This window comes from Streptomyces sp. NPDC052064, from assembly GCF_055585925.1.
On sequence record NZ_JBVJJE010000023.1, the window covers coordinates 1 to 15,084 of the forward strand.

Genomic DNA, 15,084 nt, shown 5'->3' on the forward strand with positions numbered 1-15,084 from the left:
CGTTGGAACAGTTCCCACAGCTCATCCGGCACCAGCCGCTCAACGATCGAGACCACGACCGACAGCCTACCGACCCAAATGAGATGACGTCTTAGGAGATCGCTGCCATCCCACGGCATCCTCACCCGTCGGCCCCCTGCGAAGGTGCGTTCGGCGGATTATGAACGCCTCGGCCTCAGGGATGTGGCCGACGTTCTGTCGACGGTGATGGGCTCTCAGCTGACAAGGGCAGGCTGCACAGTCTTCAATGGCGTCGTGGCCACGCCCATCGCCGTCCTCGACGGGACCGGAACGCGCGGCAGGCAGCATGATCATTCCGGCTTCGGTGGCCACGTCCCGGGCGATGGTGCTGCGGCGGCTGTAAGGGGTGGCCCGCCACAACATCTGGTCGAAGACGAGGGACTGGCTGACCCGGACCGGGACGATGGCAGCCGCCTTCGTCGCGGTGAAGCGGCCCTTCTCGGTCAGGCGCAGCCGCGGAACGGGCGCTGTGCCGGGCACGGGAGCAGTCCAGCGCAGGTCGTCGGAGCCGAAAAGGACCGCCTTGACCCGGCGGAATGAAAACCCTTGCCCTTCGTAAGGCATCGAAGCGGCACGCCGCAGCGCCATGACAGCTCACGCACCCCGCACCGCGCCCCACGCCCCAGCACCTCACGCACCCGGGTTCCCGCATGCCCAGACGCACCCTCGCCCCTGTCCTCCTCATACTCGGCTCGCTCGCCCTGACAGCCGCCTGCTCCACCGGCTCGACACCGGCGGACTCCGCGCCCTCCCCGGACATCCCGTCCCGGACCGGAGGGAACGACACCGGCACCCATGTCGACCTGACCAAGCTCAAGAGCGTGAACATCGTCAGCGACAGCAGCACCGACCGCTCCTGCCCCTGGGCCACGAGCTACCCGGACGTGCCCGGCGCCGACGCGATGACGGCCGCGATGAAGAAGCACGTGGAGGGACGCTTGGTCAGTCTGCGGTGACATATGAGGGTCGCGGGGTGACGGAATGTCATGGCTGGCTGAGGGTGAAACGGGCGCGAAGCAGGTCGGCGGCGCGTGAGCTGTGGCCGACGAGCAGGTCGAACGCTCCGGGCTCGACGATCCGGCGCCCTTCGGCGTCGACCAGGGAGCATGCCGCGGCGGGGATCTCCAGCCGGACCCGCACGCTGTCACCGGGTGGGACCGTGACCTGCCGCCACGCCTTGAGTTCCCGCTCCGCCCACGTGACGCTCGTGACCACGTCGCTGATGTAGGCCTGCACGGTCTCCAGTACCGGCCGAGCGCCGGTGTTGGAGACGGTGACCTCGGCGCGAACCACGCCGTCCCATGCCACGACTTCATCGAGGATGGCCAGGTCGGTGTACTCGATCGTGCTGTAGGACAGACCCTCCCCGAAGACGAAGAGTGGTTCCTGGGTCAGGTCGGCGTAACGGTCACCATGCTGGCCGCGCACCTGGTTGTAGTAGACAGGCTGCTGCCCGACATGGCGTGGCACGGACAGGGGCAGGCGTCCCGACGGCTCGATGAGACCGAGTACGAGCTCGGCCACCGCCTGGCCGCCTCGCATGCCTGGGTTGAACGCCTCGATCAGCGCTGCCGCCGCCAGCGCGGCGTCGGGGAGTACCGAGGGCTTGCCGTGGAGCAGCACCACGACGACGGGTGTGCCGGTGGCGACGAGCGCCTCGAGGAGGGCGACCTGTCCGCCCTGCAGTTCCAGGGTCGCGGTCGAGCAGGTTTCACCGGTCAGCGCGACGGTGTCTCCGACGACGGCGACGACGTAATCCGCCGCGCGCGCGAGGCTCACCGCCTCCGCGATCTGAGCCTCGTCGACGGGCGCGGGCGCGAACAGGGGCGGACGTGGCTGTCCGTCGGGGTACACCGGGCCTTGCGGGTCCGGCACGAGGCGCCCGATGTCGGCGCCGCGGGCGTAGGTGACCGTCCACCCGTCGGGAACGGCTGCGCGGAAACCGTCGAGCACCGTGGTGACGGTCTCACGCGGGTGCCCGTCCGGCATCCAGTCCACCTGACCGGAAGCGCCGGCCCAGTCGCCGAGCATGGCCTGCGGGTCGTCGCCGTTGGGACCGATCACGGCAATCGTGCGAGGGCCCGCAGGGGTCACGGTGTGCCCCTGACCGTCTACCGTCGATCCGCCCTCCAAGGGCAAGGTGCCGTCGTTGCGCAGCAGCACCAGTGACCTTCGGGCGAGTTCGAGGTTGAGGGCGGTGTGCTCGGCGCAGCCGATCACGTCGGCCTGGCGTGTCCGGTCCGGCGCGCGGGGGTCCTCGAACAGGCCCAGTTCCAGTTTGAGTTTCAGGATCCGCCGGACCGCCTCGTCGATCTCCTCCTCTCGCAGCCGCCCCTGCGCGACTGCTTCCTGAGCGCCCTCGAAGAAGTCCGGTGTGGTCATCACCAGGTCGTTTCCGGCCCGCACCGCGACCGTTGCGGCCTCCACGGCATCTGCGCAGACTTTCTGCTCCCACACCATCCGGCCCACGTTGTCCCAGTCGGTCACGAGCGTGCCGGTGAACTCCCATTCGCCCTTGAGGACGTCGTTCAGGAGCCACTTGTTCGCCGTGATCGGGACCCCGTCCATCGCCTGGTAGCCGAGCATGAACGTGCGGCAGCCTTCGCGAGCGACCCTCTCGAACGGCGGCAGGAACCATGAGCGCAGCTTGCGCCGGCTCAGGTCCGCCTCGCTCGCGTCGCGTCCGCCTTGCGTCTCCGAGTAGCCCGCGAAGTGCTTGGCGCAGGCCAGAATCGCTGTCGGGTCGTCCAGTCCCGCTCCCTGATACCCGCGGACCATCGCGGCGCCCAGCTCCCCGATGAGCAGTGGGTCCTCCCCGAAGGTCTCGTTCACACGGCCCCATCGCAGGTCGCGGGTGATGCACAGCACCGGCGAGAAGGTCCAGTGGATGCCCGTCGCGGCGACTTCCACCGCGGTGGCCCTGGCCATGCGCTCGACGAGCTCGGTGTCCCAGGTGCAGGCCATCCCCAACTGCGTGGGGAAGATCGTGGCACCCGGCCAGAACGAGTGGCCGTGGATACAGTCGTCAGCGACGAGCAGCGGGATGCCCAGCCTGGTGGCTGCCGCCAGCTCGATGGCAGCCTGCATGCGCTCGGGCGAGGCATGCAGGATCGACCCGGCCAGCTTCGTGGCCACGACGTCCTCCAGGTCGCCCCGGGCGTCCAGCTGGAGCATCTGTCCGACCTTTTCCGGCAGCGTCATGCGGGCGAGCAGATCCTCGAGGCGTTCCTCGAGCGGTCTCGAAGGGTCCCGGTAGGCCGGCGAGGTCATGGTCACTGGGCCCGCGGGGCGCTCGGGGCGAGAGGAGGACTCCGATCCCACGCCATGGCACGCAGTTGCCGGGTCCCGGTGTGCTTGTGAACTCATGAGTTCGATCTCCTGGGAAACTGTCGAGACGGTGCATCAGACGCCGTTGCCTGCGGGGGTTCGCCTGCAAGCGCGATGGCCTTGGCCACGTTGCCGTACCGGTGGAGGCTGGGTTCGGGCTGCGGACGAAGGTGTCGCAGGCGGCACCGCTTCGCTCAGGGATCCGCGGGCCCCCTTCGCGTCCGCGGGCCACCAGTCGCAGTTGATTGTTGCCCTGGGCCTGATGCGCCGCCACTAGGGCTCCGGTGATGACCGGCTTGCGGCGGGCAGTAACGGCGTCGTGGATGGTCAGGCGGTGGCCGGATTGCCTGTCGCGGCGCTGATGGACGCGGAGAGGGACCGCGAGCTTGCGGTCACGCTCTCCGCGACGCGCCGGCGAGGTCACTGGTGGGCAGCACGTCGGGCCGGCGGGTTGGCAGGATCAGCGGTGCGCCCTGACGCAGTGGGTGTGTCGCGCCCGCGACCTCGACTGTCGTCGGGAGACCTCCGGTCAGCGTGATCGTGGTGTGCTCCGGGCCGATCTCGACGTCGAACTCGCGTCCCTGCCACAGCATCCGGCGCAGGGTGATGCCGTCCAACTGAGGTGGCAAGGTCGGGTCGAGGCTGAGTCGGTCCTCACGCCAGCGCATCCCGCTGAAGCCGTAGAGGAACACCTGAAGGAAACCGCCCTGTCCGGTGGTGAACGTGAACGCGCCTCCGTGACGTCCCTCGGCGAACTGGTTGAACGGTCCGCGTATGAACGGGTCCACGCTGCGCCGCATGAAGTCGTAGGCTGCGGAGCCGGGCGTACCCAGTGCGGCGTGGGCGATGGAGTGGATGGAGTCGGTCATGGACGGCCCGTCAGGGTCGGTGCGCGGCACGTAGTAGTCGAGATCGTTCCGCGCGACCTCGGCGGGCATGGGGTGCTCCCAGGGGTACTGCAGCATCACCACGTCGGCCTGCTTGATGGTTTCGCCGTCGTAGCCGTCGTACTGCGGATGGATGCCCAGATCCTCGTCGTACGGGATCCGCAGGCCGTCGGCGACCCGGTCCCACTCGGGGGCCGGGGCCACGCCCACGACCTGTGCCGCCCGGGTGGCGATCCGCAGGGTCTTAGCGGCCGCGACGTTGGTGTACACGCTGTTGTCGACCGGGAAGTGGTATTCGTCCGGCCCCATCACCTGCTTGATGTCGTAGCCGCCAGCATCATTGGGAACGGCGGAGCTCACCCAGAACTCGGCGGCACCCTTCAGCACCGGCCAGGCCTTCTCGGCGAGCCAGCCGCGATCGCCGGTGGCGAGGTAGTACTGCCAGTGGGCGAGTGCGACGTCAGCGGTGATGTGGTGCTCGAGGTCACCCATTTCCCAGCCGGGTGGGGTCTGTTCGTCTCCGTGCAGCGCGCTCTCCCAGGGGAACCTCGCACCCGCGAACCCCGTCCGGGCCGCGTACGCCTGGGCCGCGGCCAGACGCTGCTGTCGATAGGTGTTCATACCCGCCGCGATGTCCGGGTGCTGGGCCAGCAGCGCTGGATACATCCAGGTCTCGGTGTCCCAGAAGACGTGCCCGTTGTAACCGTCGCCGGACAGGCCGCACGGGGACAGGCTCCAGTTCACCCCGGCGCGGGTGCTTGCCAGCAGGTAGAACATGCTCGCGCGGACCTGCAGCTGCAGCACCGGATCCCCCAGGACCTCGATGTCGGCCCGCCACAGGTCGTCCCACGCCACCTTGTGCTCGGCAAGCAGGTCACCGTACCCGGTGTCCGCCGCGGCCGCCGCGGCGGCGCGAGCAGCCGGCAACGGGTCTTCGCAGTCCTGGGAACTGGCCACGCCGACGTACTTGGTGACCGTGTACATGCTGCCGGCCTCCACATCGAAGGTCGCCTGCACACCAACCGACTGGACCTCGTCGGTCTCGAACTCGGCGACGTGTGCCGCCACCCCGGTGGGCAGTACCAGTCGCGACGCGAGCGCTGCGGTGATACCCGTGCCGAGCGTGGTCACCGTCTCGTACGACTCGGCCGCCGTACCGTCGTAGCCCTTGATCGACTGTTCGGTCAGCCTTGCGCTGGTCCCGTCGAAGACCCCGGACACGCGCGCGCTGCCACTCCAGTGCGGGGTGAAGGTGAGCTGGACCGCGGCCACACGATGCCGGGCCCGGTGGACCAGTACCTGGTAAGTGAGATCGGTGCGGCGGCCCGCCGGTGAGGTCCACGTCGCCTGGGTGGTCAGCAACCCGGCCCGCAGGTCCAGTGTCTGCCGGTAGTCGCTGACCGCTCCCTGCTCCGGGTCATCCTGTTCACCTGCCCGCGCCGCCTGGGGCAGCCGGCCGTAGGTGCCCGACTCGTCGGAGAACGCCAGCGTGGACCAGGTCGGGATGTTCGCGTACTTCTCAATCGGGCCGTCCTGGGCGAAGAACCCGGCCAGGTGCGCCTGGGTTTCGATCGGCGTCGTCGCGTATCCCGTCCCCGCCGCGGGGATCCGGCCACCGAAATAGCCGTTGGCGAGGAAGGTCGGCGCGTAGTCGTCGTCGGTTTCGGTGGTGCTGAGCGTCCACCCGGTGTCGGGCCGGGACTTTTCTGTAGCGGTGGTGGTGTGGTCGTCGTGACCGGGAGGAGCGTGCTCGGACCGCGTAGGTGCCGGGTCGTGGGTGGAGTTGTCCTGGTCGGAGGGGTCTCCGTGGGGGGTCATGCGTGCCCTTCTCTGATAGGTCTTGTTGTGGGGTGCGTGGGCTGGGAGCGCTGGCCGGCCTCGGCGTAGCCCGGAGTTCGAGAACCGGCCTTCTGAATGTGCGTGGCTCAGGACTTGGAGCCGGACAGGGCGATGCCTTCGACGATCTGGCGTTGCGCGAACGCGAACACGATCAACATCGGCGCCGCCAGCAATGTCGTGGCGGCCATCAGAGCGGGCCAGTCAGAGACGTACTGGCCCTTGAACTGGTTGACCAGCAGCGGCAGCGTGAACTTCTCGGAGCTGTTGAGGAAGATCAGCGGGAAGAAGAAGTTGTTCCACTGGCCGAGGAAGGTAAAGATCCCCAACGCCGTGAGAGGGGTGCGCAGCAGCGGCAGGATGATCGTCACGAACCGGCGCACCCGCCCGGCGCCGTCGATCTGGGCGGCTTCCTCCAACTCCACGGGGATGCCTCTGATGTACTGACGCAGCAGGAAGACGCCGAAGGCGTTGAACAGTGCGGGCGGCACGATGATCGCGGCATGGGTGTCCACCCAGCCCAGCCAGCCCATGATGATGTACAGCGGGATGATCGTGAGCTGGCCGGGCACCATCATGGTCGCGAGGAAGACAATGAACAGCGGGCGGCGGCCCCAGAAGTCGATCCGCGCGAACGCGTAGGCGGCCATCGCCGAGGTGAGCAGGGAGACCGCGGTGACCGTCAGGGCGATGTAGGTGCTGTTCCAGAACCCGCGGACGAAGTCGGCCCCGCCCAGAGCGGTGCGGTAGCCCTGCTCGGTCCAGTCCTGAGGCAAGAGCTTGGGCGGCTGTACGAAGATCTCACTCAAGGGTTTGAACGAGGAGAACAGCATCCAGGCGAACGGCAGCGCCATGCCGATGGCGCAGACGACGAGGACCGCGTGCAGCAGCAGTTTGCGACGGGCGGGCCGGCCGGAGCCGGAAGCGCCCTTGGCGGTCGTGACCTCGCGGCTGAGGGTGTCGGAGAAAGTACTCATTCTGTGTAGTGCACCCACTTCTTCTGGGCTGCGAGCTGGCAGCCGGTGACTACGAGCAGGGCCAGGAACAGGAGGAAGGCGAGAGCCGATGCCGCCCCGAAGTTGAACTCACCGAAGGCGATCCGGACCACCTCGTAGACGATGGTGCGGGCGGAGTCCGGAGCCCTGTCGTCGAAGAAGACGTAGATGTAGTCGAACACCTGGAACGAGCCGATGATCGAGGTGATGGAGAGGAACAGGATGGTCGGGGACAGCAGCGGGATGGTGACGTGCCGCAGCTTCTGCCACTCCGAACAGCCGTCCAGCACGGCGGCCTCCAGGAACGAGCGGTCGATGCTCTGCAGCCCGGCCATGAACATGATCAGCTGGTAGCCCAGGCCCTGCCAGATCCCGACGATCGCGAAGGCCGGGATGACGAACCGGGCGTCCTGCAGCCAGTTCGGCGCGGGCAGCCCCATCCCGCGTAGCGCGTTGTTGACCGGGCTGATGTCGGGGTTGAAGAGCCACAGCCAGATCGCCGCGACCGCAACCGAAGAGGTGATCACCGGGGCGAAGAACGCCAGCCGGTACACCGGGGTCAGCTTGCCGGCACGCTGCATCAGCAGGGCGAAGAACAATCCCGTGAGCATCAGTCCCGGCACCTGCAACACCGTGAACCAGACGGTGTTGACCGCCGAGCGCTGGATGCGCGGGTCGGACACGACCTCCGTGAAGTTGGACAGGCCGGCGAAGGATCGGGTGCCGAACCCGTCCCAGTGGTAGAACGCCAGCACCAGGGCGAACAGCAGCGGGCCGACCATGAACACCACCAGCCCCAGCAACTGGGGCGCCAGGAACAGGTATCCCGCGGCCGTGTCCCCGCCTCGCCAACGCCGGCTCCGGCGGTCCGGGTGGACGTCCGGGGCCGCGGACGTCAGCCGCGCCCGAGCCTGGGAACCGGTGCTGCTGACGGCCATCAGGCGCCCCCGTTGATCAGCTTGACCACCTTGCCGCTGAACGAACGCGGCGTCTCGTTGCCCGCCTTGAGCATCTTGTCCACCAGCACCGGGAGCTCTTGGGCGACCTTCGCGTTGCCGGCGATCGCGCTGGGGACGGCGTAGCCCTTGGCCGCGACGTCGTTGAACAGGCTGCCGTGCGCGGGCACGTGGCCCTCGGTGACGATGTCGTCCAGACCCTTGATCGACGGCACCGCGTTGCCGCCGCCGGACAGGCGGAACCTCTGCCCGTCGGCGTTCAGGAAGTTGCCGAGGAACTCCAGCGCCTTGGCCTGGTTCTTGGACTTGGCGTTGACCGACAGCGCCGCCGTGTTGACCGGTACCGGCATGACGTCCTTACCGGACGGGGAGGGCAAGGGGGCGATGTCGAAGCCGAACTTGGCCTTCTTGACGTTCGGCAGGATGACGCGGGAATAGGTCAAGCAGGCCAGCTGGCCGGCGTAGAACAGCACGTCAGCGCCCTGTCCCTGCGGGAGGGCACCGGAGTAGGTGATGTTTCCCGACTTCAACTGCTCGAACAGCCACGCCAGCGCCTCCTGGGACTTGGGGTCGGCGTCGAACACCGCCTTACCGGACTCGTCGAAGAGCGTCCCGCCGAAGGTGGACATCCAGCCGAACCAGTCGAACCAGTTGCTGCCATTGAGCACCAGACCCCTCTTCTTGGTGGCGCGGATCTTGTCGAGCAGGTCGGTCAGCGCGTCCTGGGTCCAGGTGCCCGCCTCGAACCGGGCGGCCGGGTCGGTGCTGACGCCCGCCTCGGCCAGGAGGTCCTTGTTGAACCAGAACACCAACGGACTGCAGTCCACCGGCAGTCCGAACAGCCCGGGGCTGCCGTCCGCGGGCCTGCACCACCGGTACAGCCCCTCGTGGAAGTCATCGAGCTTGACCGCGGCGTGGCCACTGTCCAGGTAGTCGGTGAGGTCGAGCACCTGCTTGGTCTCGATCAGCTTGGCCATGTAGATGTCACCGACGTAGAAGGCGTCGGGAGCGGCGCCGGCCGACAGTTGCGGCAGCAGCTTGGAGAGGTAGTCACCCACGACCTGTTGGTAAGTGACCTTCACGCCCAGTTTCTCGGTCATCTTCTCGGAGAACCGACGGAACACTTCGGACTGGGGCGGCCCGTCCCAACCCGCCCACTTCAGTCCAGGTCCACTCCCCGCGGAGCCACCGCCGCATGCCGCAAGCGCGGGCGCGGCGGCCAGACCGAGACCGGCGAACATGCCCGCCTTGAGGAGGTTGCGGCGGTCAACAGTCGAGGCGGCAGCCGCCTCCTTGATCACATTCCTGCTTCTGAACACAGTCGTCCCTTCCGCTGACGGTACGTCGCCGTAGAGCAGCCCTTGATCGTTTCGCCGCGTCACGGCGCCTGGTTCGAGCTTGTGGGCGCAGGTTCGCGGGCCCTCGGTGTCATCGATATAACTTCTGTGTTACCGATAAAACGGGGACCGTAGGGGCGTTTGCCGCAGCAAGTCAAGAGGTCTGCACGCACGAGACGGCGACCGTCGCAGCGGCGCCCGCACTGGGGCGCCATCGGGAGGGGCCCGGCATACCCCCTGACCACTTCGCGGATCTTCCACCAGGTCACGGGTGTCCTCTGCGGCGTGAGGCGTGCGCATGACACACCCGGGAACGCTCGACGACAGCCCTCAGCGATCCTGCGGCCCTGATCGGCGCGACAGTACGGGCGGGCGGGTCGAACATGCTTGACTGTCGCGCTTCCTGCCCACCAGAATGAGCGGATGGGTTTTACCGATCAACCATCGGTTCCGCGGCGCGGTCGCAAGCCGGCCGCTGAGGGAACGTCCGCGTCGTCAAGGCCGACCATGGCCATGGTGGCGGCGCGGGTGGGAGTCTCCAAGCAGACCGTTCACTACGCCTTGAACTCCCCGGACCGTCTCAGCCCAACTACGTTGCGGCGGGTCCTCAAAGCAGTCGACGAGTTGGGTTACCGACCCAACCAGGCTGCGCGTTCACTGCGCACGCAGTCTCCGCGGGCCGTGGGCTTTCGGCTGTTGCCGACCACCGAAGGCCAGTCGGGCGGGGTATGGGCGAGCTTTCTCTACGAACTCTCGGTAGCGGCACACCGAGCCGACCATGCGGTCTACTGCCACCCCGCCGCCACCGACGAGGAAGAGATCCAGGTCATCCAGGAGATCTTCAGCACGAACACCGTCGACTGCTTCGTGATCACTTTCACCCAGGACCACGACCCTCGTATCACCTTCCTGCGCGAACGCGGCATTCCCTTCGTCTCCTTCGGGCGCCCCTGGGGTCATCCCATGTCGGACACGTGGTGGGTCGACGTCGACGGCGCCGCCGGTATGGAGCAGGCCGTGGACCATCTCGCCGAACGCGGTCACCGGCGCATTGCCTACTTGGGCTTGGACGGGCGCAACGGGTTCGGGGACGACCGGGAGTCCGGCTGGCGCCGCGCCATGCGTGCACACGGCTTCTCGACCCGTGATCTCGCGGTCCGCGGGTCCGACGAGATCAGCACGGGCCGGGAGCTCGCTGTTCGACTCCTCGACAGGAAGACGCCGCCGACAGGCTTCGTGTGCGTCAGCGACACGATCGCGATCGGTGCGCTCCAGGCGTGCCGGGAGCGGGGACTGGCCGTCGGCCGTGACGTCGGCGTCGTGGGATTCGACGACAGCGTCGGCGCACACTTCGTCGACCCGGGATTGACCAGCCTCGCCCAGCCACTGGAACTGGTCGCACGACACACCATGCGCCTCCTCCTCGACCGGCTCAAGGACCCGGACGCCAAGGCCGAACAGGTCCTTCTCCGGCCCACCCTCGTGGTCCGAGAAAGCACCGTGCCCCGGTGAGTCCCAGCCAGGCTTCGCGGCTGCAGCGCGCTCCCGCCTCGACGCGCACAGAGCGGGTGGAGGCGCTCAGGTCGGTCGGCCCGAGAGCTAATGCCACCGCGTCATGCTCGACGCCGTGTTCTACGTGGTCGACAACGGCGTCAAGTGGCGGGCGTTGCCGGTGGACTTCCCCGTCTGGGCCCATGACCTGCTGTCCTGTGCCACCGAACCTTGGTCTTTGCCATCGTCGGTTGATAATCGGTGAGTTCATGCCATCGAAGTTTGAGGGGCACGGAGTGTTGGGCGTCACAAACGGCGGATCACCGTCCGACTACCGTTGCTCCGCATGACCCACACCGAGATCGAGATCACTGCTGAGTTGGTCCGGGACCTGCTGCGTGACCAGCACTCTGACCTGGCCGAGCACCCCCTGAAGCTCGGCGCGCGTGGTTGGGCCAACCAGCTGTGGCGGCTCGGCGACGACCTCGCCGTCCGGTTGCCCTGGGCGACACAGTCCGCGGACGCGCTACTGCGCAAGGAGCACGCCTGGCTACCCACTCTCGCCCCGCACCTTCCGCTGCCGATCCCCGTCCCGCAGCGCCTCGGTGAGCCATCCGAACGGTTTCCGCGGCCCTGGATCGTCACCACCTGGGTACCGGGCGAACCCGCCGACCGCGCCCCCGCCACCCACGCTGCGGAGGCGGCCGATACCTTGGCCACATTCCTGACAGCTCTGCACCAACCCGCCCCCGAGCGGGCACCCGCCGACGACGAGTACGGCCGCGGAGGGCCACTGGCCGACCGCGCCGAGCAGTTCGAGAGGCAACTCGCCTCGGCCACCGAGCTGGGGCTGATCCCCGACTCGGACGCCGTCCGCGCAGTCTGGGAAGACGCCATCGCCGCCCCCGCCTGGGAGGGCCCCGCGCTGTGGCTCCACGGCGACCTGCATCCGGCCAATGTCCTCACCGAAGGCGGCACCTTCTGCGGCGTGATCGATTTCGGAGACCTCTGCACGGGCGATCCGGCCATCGACCTCGCTGCTCCTTGGATACTGCTGCCGGACGGCGCCGCCGACCGCTTTTACGAGGCCTACCGGCCGGCCGCGGACGCCGCAACCCTGCGCCGCGCCCGCGGCTGGGCGGTGCTGCGCGCCCTCAGCGGCATCTGCATCGGAGAGGCCGGCGTCCACGGCCGCCCTGGGGGCAAGGCCACCTGGGGCCCACCTGCTCACACCTCACTGCGACGCCTGATCGCAGCGTCCCGCTGAAGGACCGGGCCGAGCAGGCTCCCGCGAAGCGAAGCGGCGCGCAAGTCGTCGTCACCTTCCCAGCTTCGTGCTTCCCGGCCAACTCGCGGGATGTCGCACAGCTCAGCTCAACACGCTGAACCCTCCAGCAGCCGGCCATTCGACGGTGCGCTGGACGTGTTGAAGGATGTTGACGGAGCCCGCGAGCGACAGCATGATGACTGACTGCGTGGCCTACGCCGAACCTCCCGCGACCGTCCCCGGTACGGTCTCCCATCGGAGGCAAAGGGACCAGCGTCTCAGGTCGTTGTTGCAGCCCGATCGCCTCGGGCGAGGTTGCTGGGGAGCTGTCGCTCAAGGCGTGGAAGGCCGCGATGACAGCCCTTAGGAACTTCAAGCGCCAGGTGCGTGCCCGCGCCGCCAAGACCGGCGAGTCCTACACGTCCGCCCTCCGGCACTTCCTTCCGGCAAACGACTCTGCGAACGCTGCACGCTCTCTGACCGGCTCACCGCCCTCCTCGACGACGGCACCGGCCGGGTCCGTCCCGAGCTGGTCCCGCTGTTCGACCTGCTGGTGGCGATGGACAAGCCCAGCAGCGGACTGGCCTGGCTGGCCCTGCGCCACGACCAGCCGGGAAATACCTCGCAGAGACTGCGGCAGCTCGGCCTCGGCCAGATCCCGCTGACCGGCGGGACATGGAACCGATACGCCGGTGGTGATCACGGACGGGCACCAACAGGTTGGGCGGCTCGGGGAACCGACGACAGTTGATACGAGAGTCCACCGGCAACCAGTACCGAGGGCCTCTTCGAACTGGTGCGCTTCAGTCCGAAATCGAACGAAGCGGGGGCTGAAGATCCTCGAGCCAGGGATGCCCCGGATGGGCGCGGGCGAGTAGCTCGGCCAAGGTCTCGCGCTGACGCGAGGACATATGCGGGACAGTCGCGTCGAAGTCTGCTTGATCCTTCCGGCGTGCGTGCTTGGCCTTGAACAGCAGGACCAGTTCGGGCGCCAGATACGGGATGCCTTCCTGGGTGCGGTGGATGATGTCGCTGTAGGGAAACCGGATCCTCTCATCGCGTCGGCAGATCCAGGTGTCGCCGTCGTGCGGTTCGCGGAACACGTCGAGCAGGTAGTTGCCGGTGGCCGGATCGCGCAGCCATGTCTGATGTACGGCGGCCAGCACCTCCGGTGTGGCGTCCTCCCAGATCCGGCCGCTGCCTGCCGCGTCGAACACGTATCCGGGGAAGCGGTTGCGGACCTCGGGAAAGCTCGCGGCCGGAATCGCGATCTCGATGTCCCCGTGCGAGCGCGTCTGCCTGCCGCGGAACAGGTCCAGCGCCCAGCCCGCGGCCACGTACCAGGGAGTGCTGATCCCGGCCAACTGCTGCGCGACCTCACTCGGGGTCCAGCAGGATGACCACCTGGCGTGGAGGGCTTCGATCTCGTCAGGTGACAGCTCGATGCCGCCGCTGGGCAGTTGCTCGCTCACCGCAGGAATCTATCAGCGGACTCGAAGGCCCTGGCTTTGGTCAATGAAGGAGATCGGCGGGGCCTGAAGCCGCACGCCGCTGGCGATCACATAAGGTCACCAGCCGGTTGGGCTCCTCGGAGAACTGGCGACAGTTGATTACGAGAGCCCACCAGTACCGGGGCCTGACCGCACCGCTACGCGAGTTCATCGCCGCGAACGCCGACTGGCTCACCGTGTTCCAGCTGCCCACCTACGCGCCGGACCTGAACCCGCAGGAAGGCGTGTGGTCCCTGGTCAAGCGCGACCTCGGTAACCTCGCCGCCGCCGACCTGGGCCAGATCACCCAGGCCGTCAAGCGCAAGCTCAAGATGCTGCAGTACCAGCCCCACGTCATTGACGGCTGCCTCACCAGCACCGGTCCGGACCTCTACCGCTGACCCGGGCCGGGCCACCGGCAATTCCGTCGCCGAGCTGCGACCAAACCCCAGGAAGACCGTGCCGCATGTGTCAGAAGAAATGCAGGAGTTCCGTCAGGGAGGTAATGGAGGGCACGTCCGAGACGGCCGAGTCCCGGCAAAGCGCACGTCCTACATAGCCGAGTCGGATAGCCGCGGCGACCAGATCCGGATCGTCATCGACGAACAGACACTGCGCAGGAGCGAGGTCCAGCGCGGCGCTGGCGTGGTGGTACATGCGCGGGTCCGGCTTGTTGCAGCCCAGGACGGCGGAGATTGCATACGCCTCGAAGAACCGGCCGATCCCGAGTCCGGCGTGCAGGTCGGGCAAACCGGGCCAGGCATCCGACACCACGGCCATCCGCACCCCCCGCCGGCTCAGCTCCTCCAGGGTCTCCTCGACGTCCGGGTACGTCTCCAGGAACACGGTCGGGGGGACCTCGCGGCTCAAGTCGGCGAGGAGTTGCGAGGTCGGCTCCACGCCGAGGTGGTGGAGCATCACCCGGTGGTAATCGTCGTAGTGGGGCGTCGACGACGAGGTGGCGAAGAAGCGGTCGCCCGCGCTGATGGCCGCCGCGAACTGTTCCGGTGTGATCGACGGGGCGTGGGCGAGGACGGTCTGCTCGAAGTCCGCTCGCGGGTTCCAACGGCCACCGATCGGCTGCATCAGCACGCCGCCTGAGTCGAAGAGAACAGCACGGAGATTGTCGGGAGAGGCTGGTGGTGTCGTCACCCGCCCAGTCTGGTGAACGGAGGCCCGCTGGTCGACCCCCTTCGAGCCGGACACCAGCACCACACTCGGCACCTGTCAGACCGACATCACGAATTCAAGTTCAGTAGCGCATCGGCGCTGTAATTCGAGAGCGTCGACTGTGCGGCGCGAGTACCGTCCGACGAATGGACGAGCAATTTCCAAATGTGGTGCTCGCGAACATCCCCGGTCGGCCAGGTGCGCGTCTTCTAAGAGGTCGTTTCACTTGGTGAGTCGGCGGTAGCTGATGAGGGCTGCGGCTATGCCGACGAAGGCGAGGAAGTGTTCGGCCTTACGTTCGTATCGG

The 15,084-nt window shown here is 67.6% G+C and carries 11 protein-coding genes and 1 pseudogene; 4 read left to right on the plus strand and 8 right to left on the minus strand.

Going from position 1 to position 15,084, the window contains the following annotated elements:
- Positions 1-66 precede the first annotated feature (66 nt).
- Positions 67-609 (minus strand): hypothetical protein, encoded by a 543-nt coding sequence (locus ACZ6TU_RS38350; protein ID WP_467682235.1) that lies wholly within the window; start codon positions 607-609, stop codon positions 67-69.
- A 62-nt stretch (positions 610-671) separates the two neighbouring features.
- Between ACZ6TU_RS38350 and ACZ6TU_RS38355 the strand changes: the two genes are divergently transcribed.
- Complete coding sequence (locus tag ACZ6TU_RS38355) at positions 672-977, plus strand: hypothetical protein (protein WP_467682237.1); 306 nt, start codon at positions 672-674, stop codon at positions 975-977.
- 28 nt (positions 978-1,005) lie between these two features.
- Here the strand turns inward: ACZ6TU_RS38355 and ACZ6TU_RS38360 are convergent, their stop codons facing one another.
- From ACZ6TU_RS38360 to ACZ6TU_RS38380, 5 genes are all read right to left on the minus strand, one after another.
- Positions 1,006-3,291 carry an exo-beta-d-1,3/1,6-glucosidase gene (locus ACZ6TU_RS38360; protein WP_467682239.1) on the minus strand — a complete coding sequence of 762 codons (2,286 nt, stop codon included), beginning with the start codon at positions 3,289-3,291 and terminating at the stop codon, positions 1,006-1,008.
- A 449-nt stretch (positions 3,292-3,740) separates the two neighbouring features.
- Entirely contained in the window at positions 3,741-6,053 is a 2,313-nt protein-coding gene (locus tag ACZ6TU_RS38365) for a glycosyl hydrolase family 65 domain-containing protein (protein ID WP_467682241.1), read from the minus strand.
- A gap of 107 nt (positions 6,054-6,160) precedes the next feature.
- Positions 6,161-7,048 carry a carbohydrate ABC transporter permease gene (locus tag ACZ6TU_RS38370; RefSeq protein WP_467682243.1) on the minus strand — a complete coding sequence of 296 codons (888 nt, stop codon included), beginning with the start codon at positions 7,046-7,048 and terminating at the stop codon, positions 6,161-6,163.
- Positions 7,045-8,004, minus strand: coding sequence for a carbohydrate ABC transporter permease (locus ACZ6TU_RS38375; RefSeq protein WP_467682245.1), 960 nt, complete (start codon positions 8,002-8,004; stop codon positions 7,045-7,047). Before ACZ6TU_RS38375 ends, ACZ6TU_RS38370 begins: the two co-directional genes overlap by 4 nt.
- Complete coding sequence (locus ACZ6TU_RS38380; RefSeq protein ID WP_467682247.1) at positions 8,004-9,341, minus strand: ABC transporter substrate-binding protein; 1,338 nt, start codon at positions 9,339-9,341, stop codon at positions 8,004-8,006. The genes ACZ6TU_RS38375 and ACZ6TU_RS38380 overlap by 1 nt, the downstream gene beginning before the upstream one ends.
- Before the next feature lie 405 nt (positions 9,342-9,746).
- On the opposite strand from ACZ6TU_RS38380, the gene ACZ6TU_RS38385 reads away from it, so the two are divergent.
- A complete protein-coding gene (locus tag ACZ6TU_RS38385; RefSeq protein WP_403882776.1) occupies positions 9,747-10,871 on the plus strand; it encodes a LacI family DNA-binding transcriptional regulator in 1,125 nt (374 codons plus the stop codon).
- A gap of 325 nt (positions 10,872-11,196) precedes the next feature.
- Positions 11,197-12,117 (plus strand): aminoglycoside phosphotransferase family protein, encoded by a 921-nt coding sequence (locus ACZ6TU_RS38390; protein WP_467682251.1) that lies wholly within the window; start codon positions 11,197-11,199, stop codon positions 12,115-12,117.
- Between the two features lie 803 nt (positions 12,118-12,920).
- Here ACZ6TU_RS38390 and ACZ6TU_RS38395 read toward each other — a convergent pair.
- Positions 12,921-13,589: a nucleotidyltransferase domain-containing protein gene (locus tag ACZ6TU_RS38395; RefSeq protein WP_467682253.1), complete on the minus strand. Its 669-nt coding sequence runs from the start codon at positions 13,587-13,589 to the stop codon at positions 12,921-12,923.
- Between the two features lie 164 nt (positions 13,590-13,753).
- Here ACZ6TU_RS38395 and ACZ6TU_RS38400 point away from each other — a divergent pair.
- Positions 13,754-14,008, plus strand: a pseudogene (locus tag ACZ6TU_RS38400) (transposase); the annotation flags it as partial.
- Positions 14,009-14,078: 70 nt separating this feature from the next.
- On the opposite strand, the gene ACZ6TU_RS38405 reads toward ACZ6TU_RS38400, so the two are convergent.
- Positions 14,079-14,759, minus strand: coding sequence for an HAD family hydrolase (locus tag ACZ6TU_RS38405; protein WP_467682255.1), 681 nt, complete (start codon positions 14,757-14,759; stop codon positions 14,079-14,081).
- Between the last annotated feature and the right edge of the window lie 325 nt (positions 14,760-15,084).

Coding starts and splice junctions, on each gene's coding strand:
- ACZ6TU_RS38350 (WP_467682235.1), bottom strand. CDS start 609: ATGGCGCTGCGGCGTGCCGCTTCGATGCCTTACGAAGGGCAAGGGTTT.
- ACZ6TU_RS38355 (WP_467682237.1), top strand. CDS start 672: ATGCCCAGACGCACCCTCGCCCCTGTCCTCCTCATACTCGGCTCGCTC.
- ACZ6TU_RS38360 (WP_467682239.1), bottom strand. CDS start 3,291: ATGACCTCGCCGGCCTACCGGGACCCTTCGAGACCGCTCGAGGAACGC.
- ACZ6TU_RS38365 (WP_467682241.1), bottom strand. CDS start 6,053: ATGACCCCCCACGGAGACCCCTCCGACCAGGACAACTCCACCCACGAC.
- ACZ6TU_RS38370 (WP_467682243.1), bottom strand. CDS start 7,048: ATGAGTACTTTCTCCGACACCCTCAGCCGCGAGGTCACGACCGCCAAG.
- ACZ6TU_RS38375 (WP_467682245.1), bottom strand. CDS start 8,004: ATGGCCGTCAGCAGCACCGGTTCCCAGGCTCGGGCGCGGCTGACGTCC.
- ACZ6TU_RS38390 (WP_467682251.1), top strand. CDS start 11,197: ATGACCCACACCGAGATCGAGATCACTGCTGAGTTGGTCCGGGACCTG.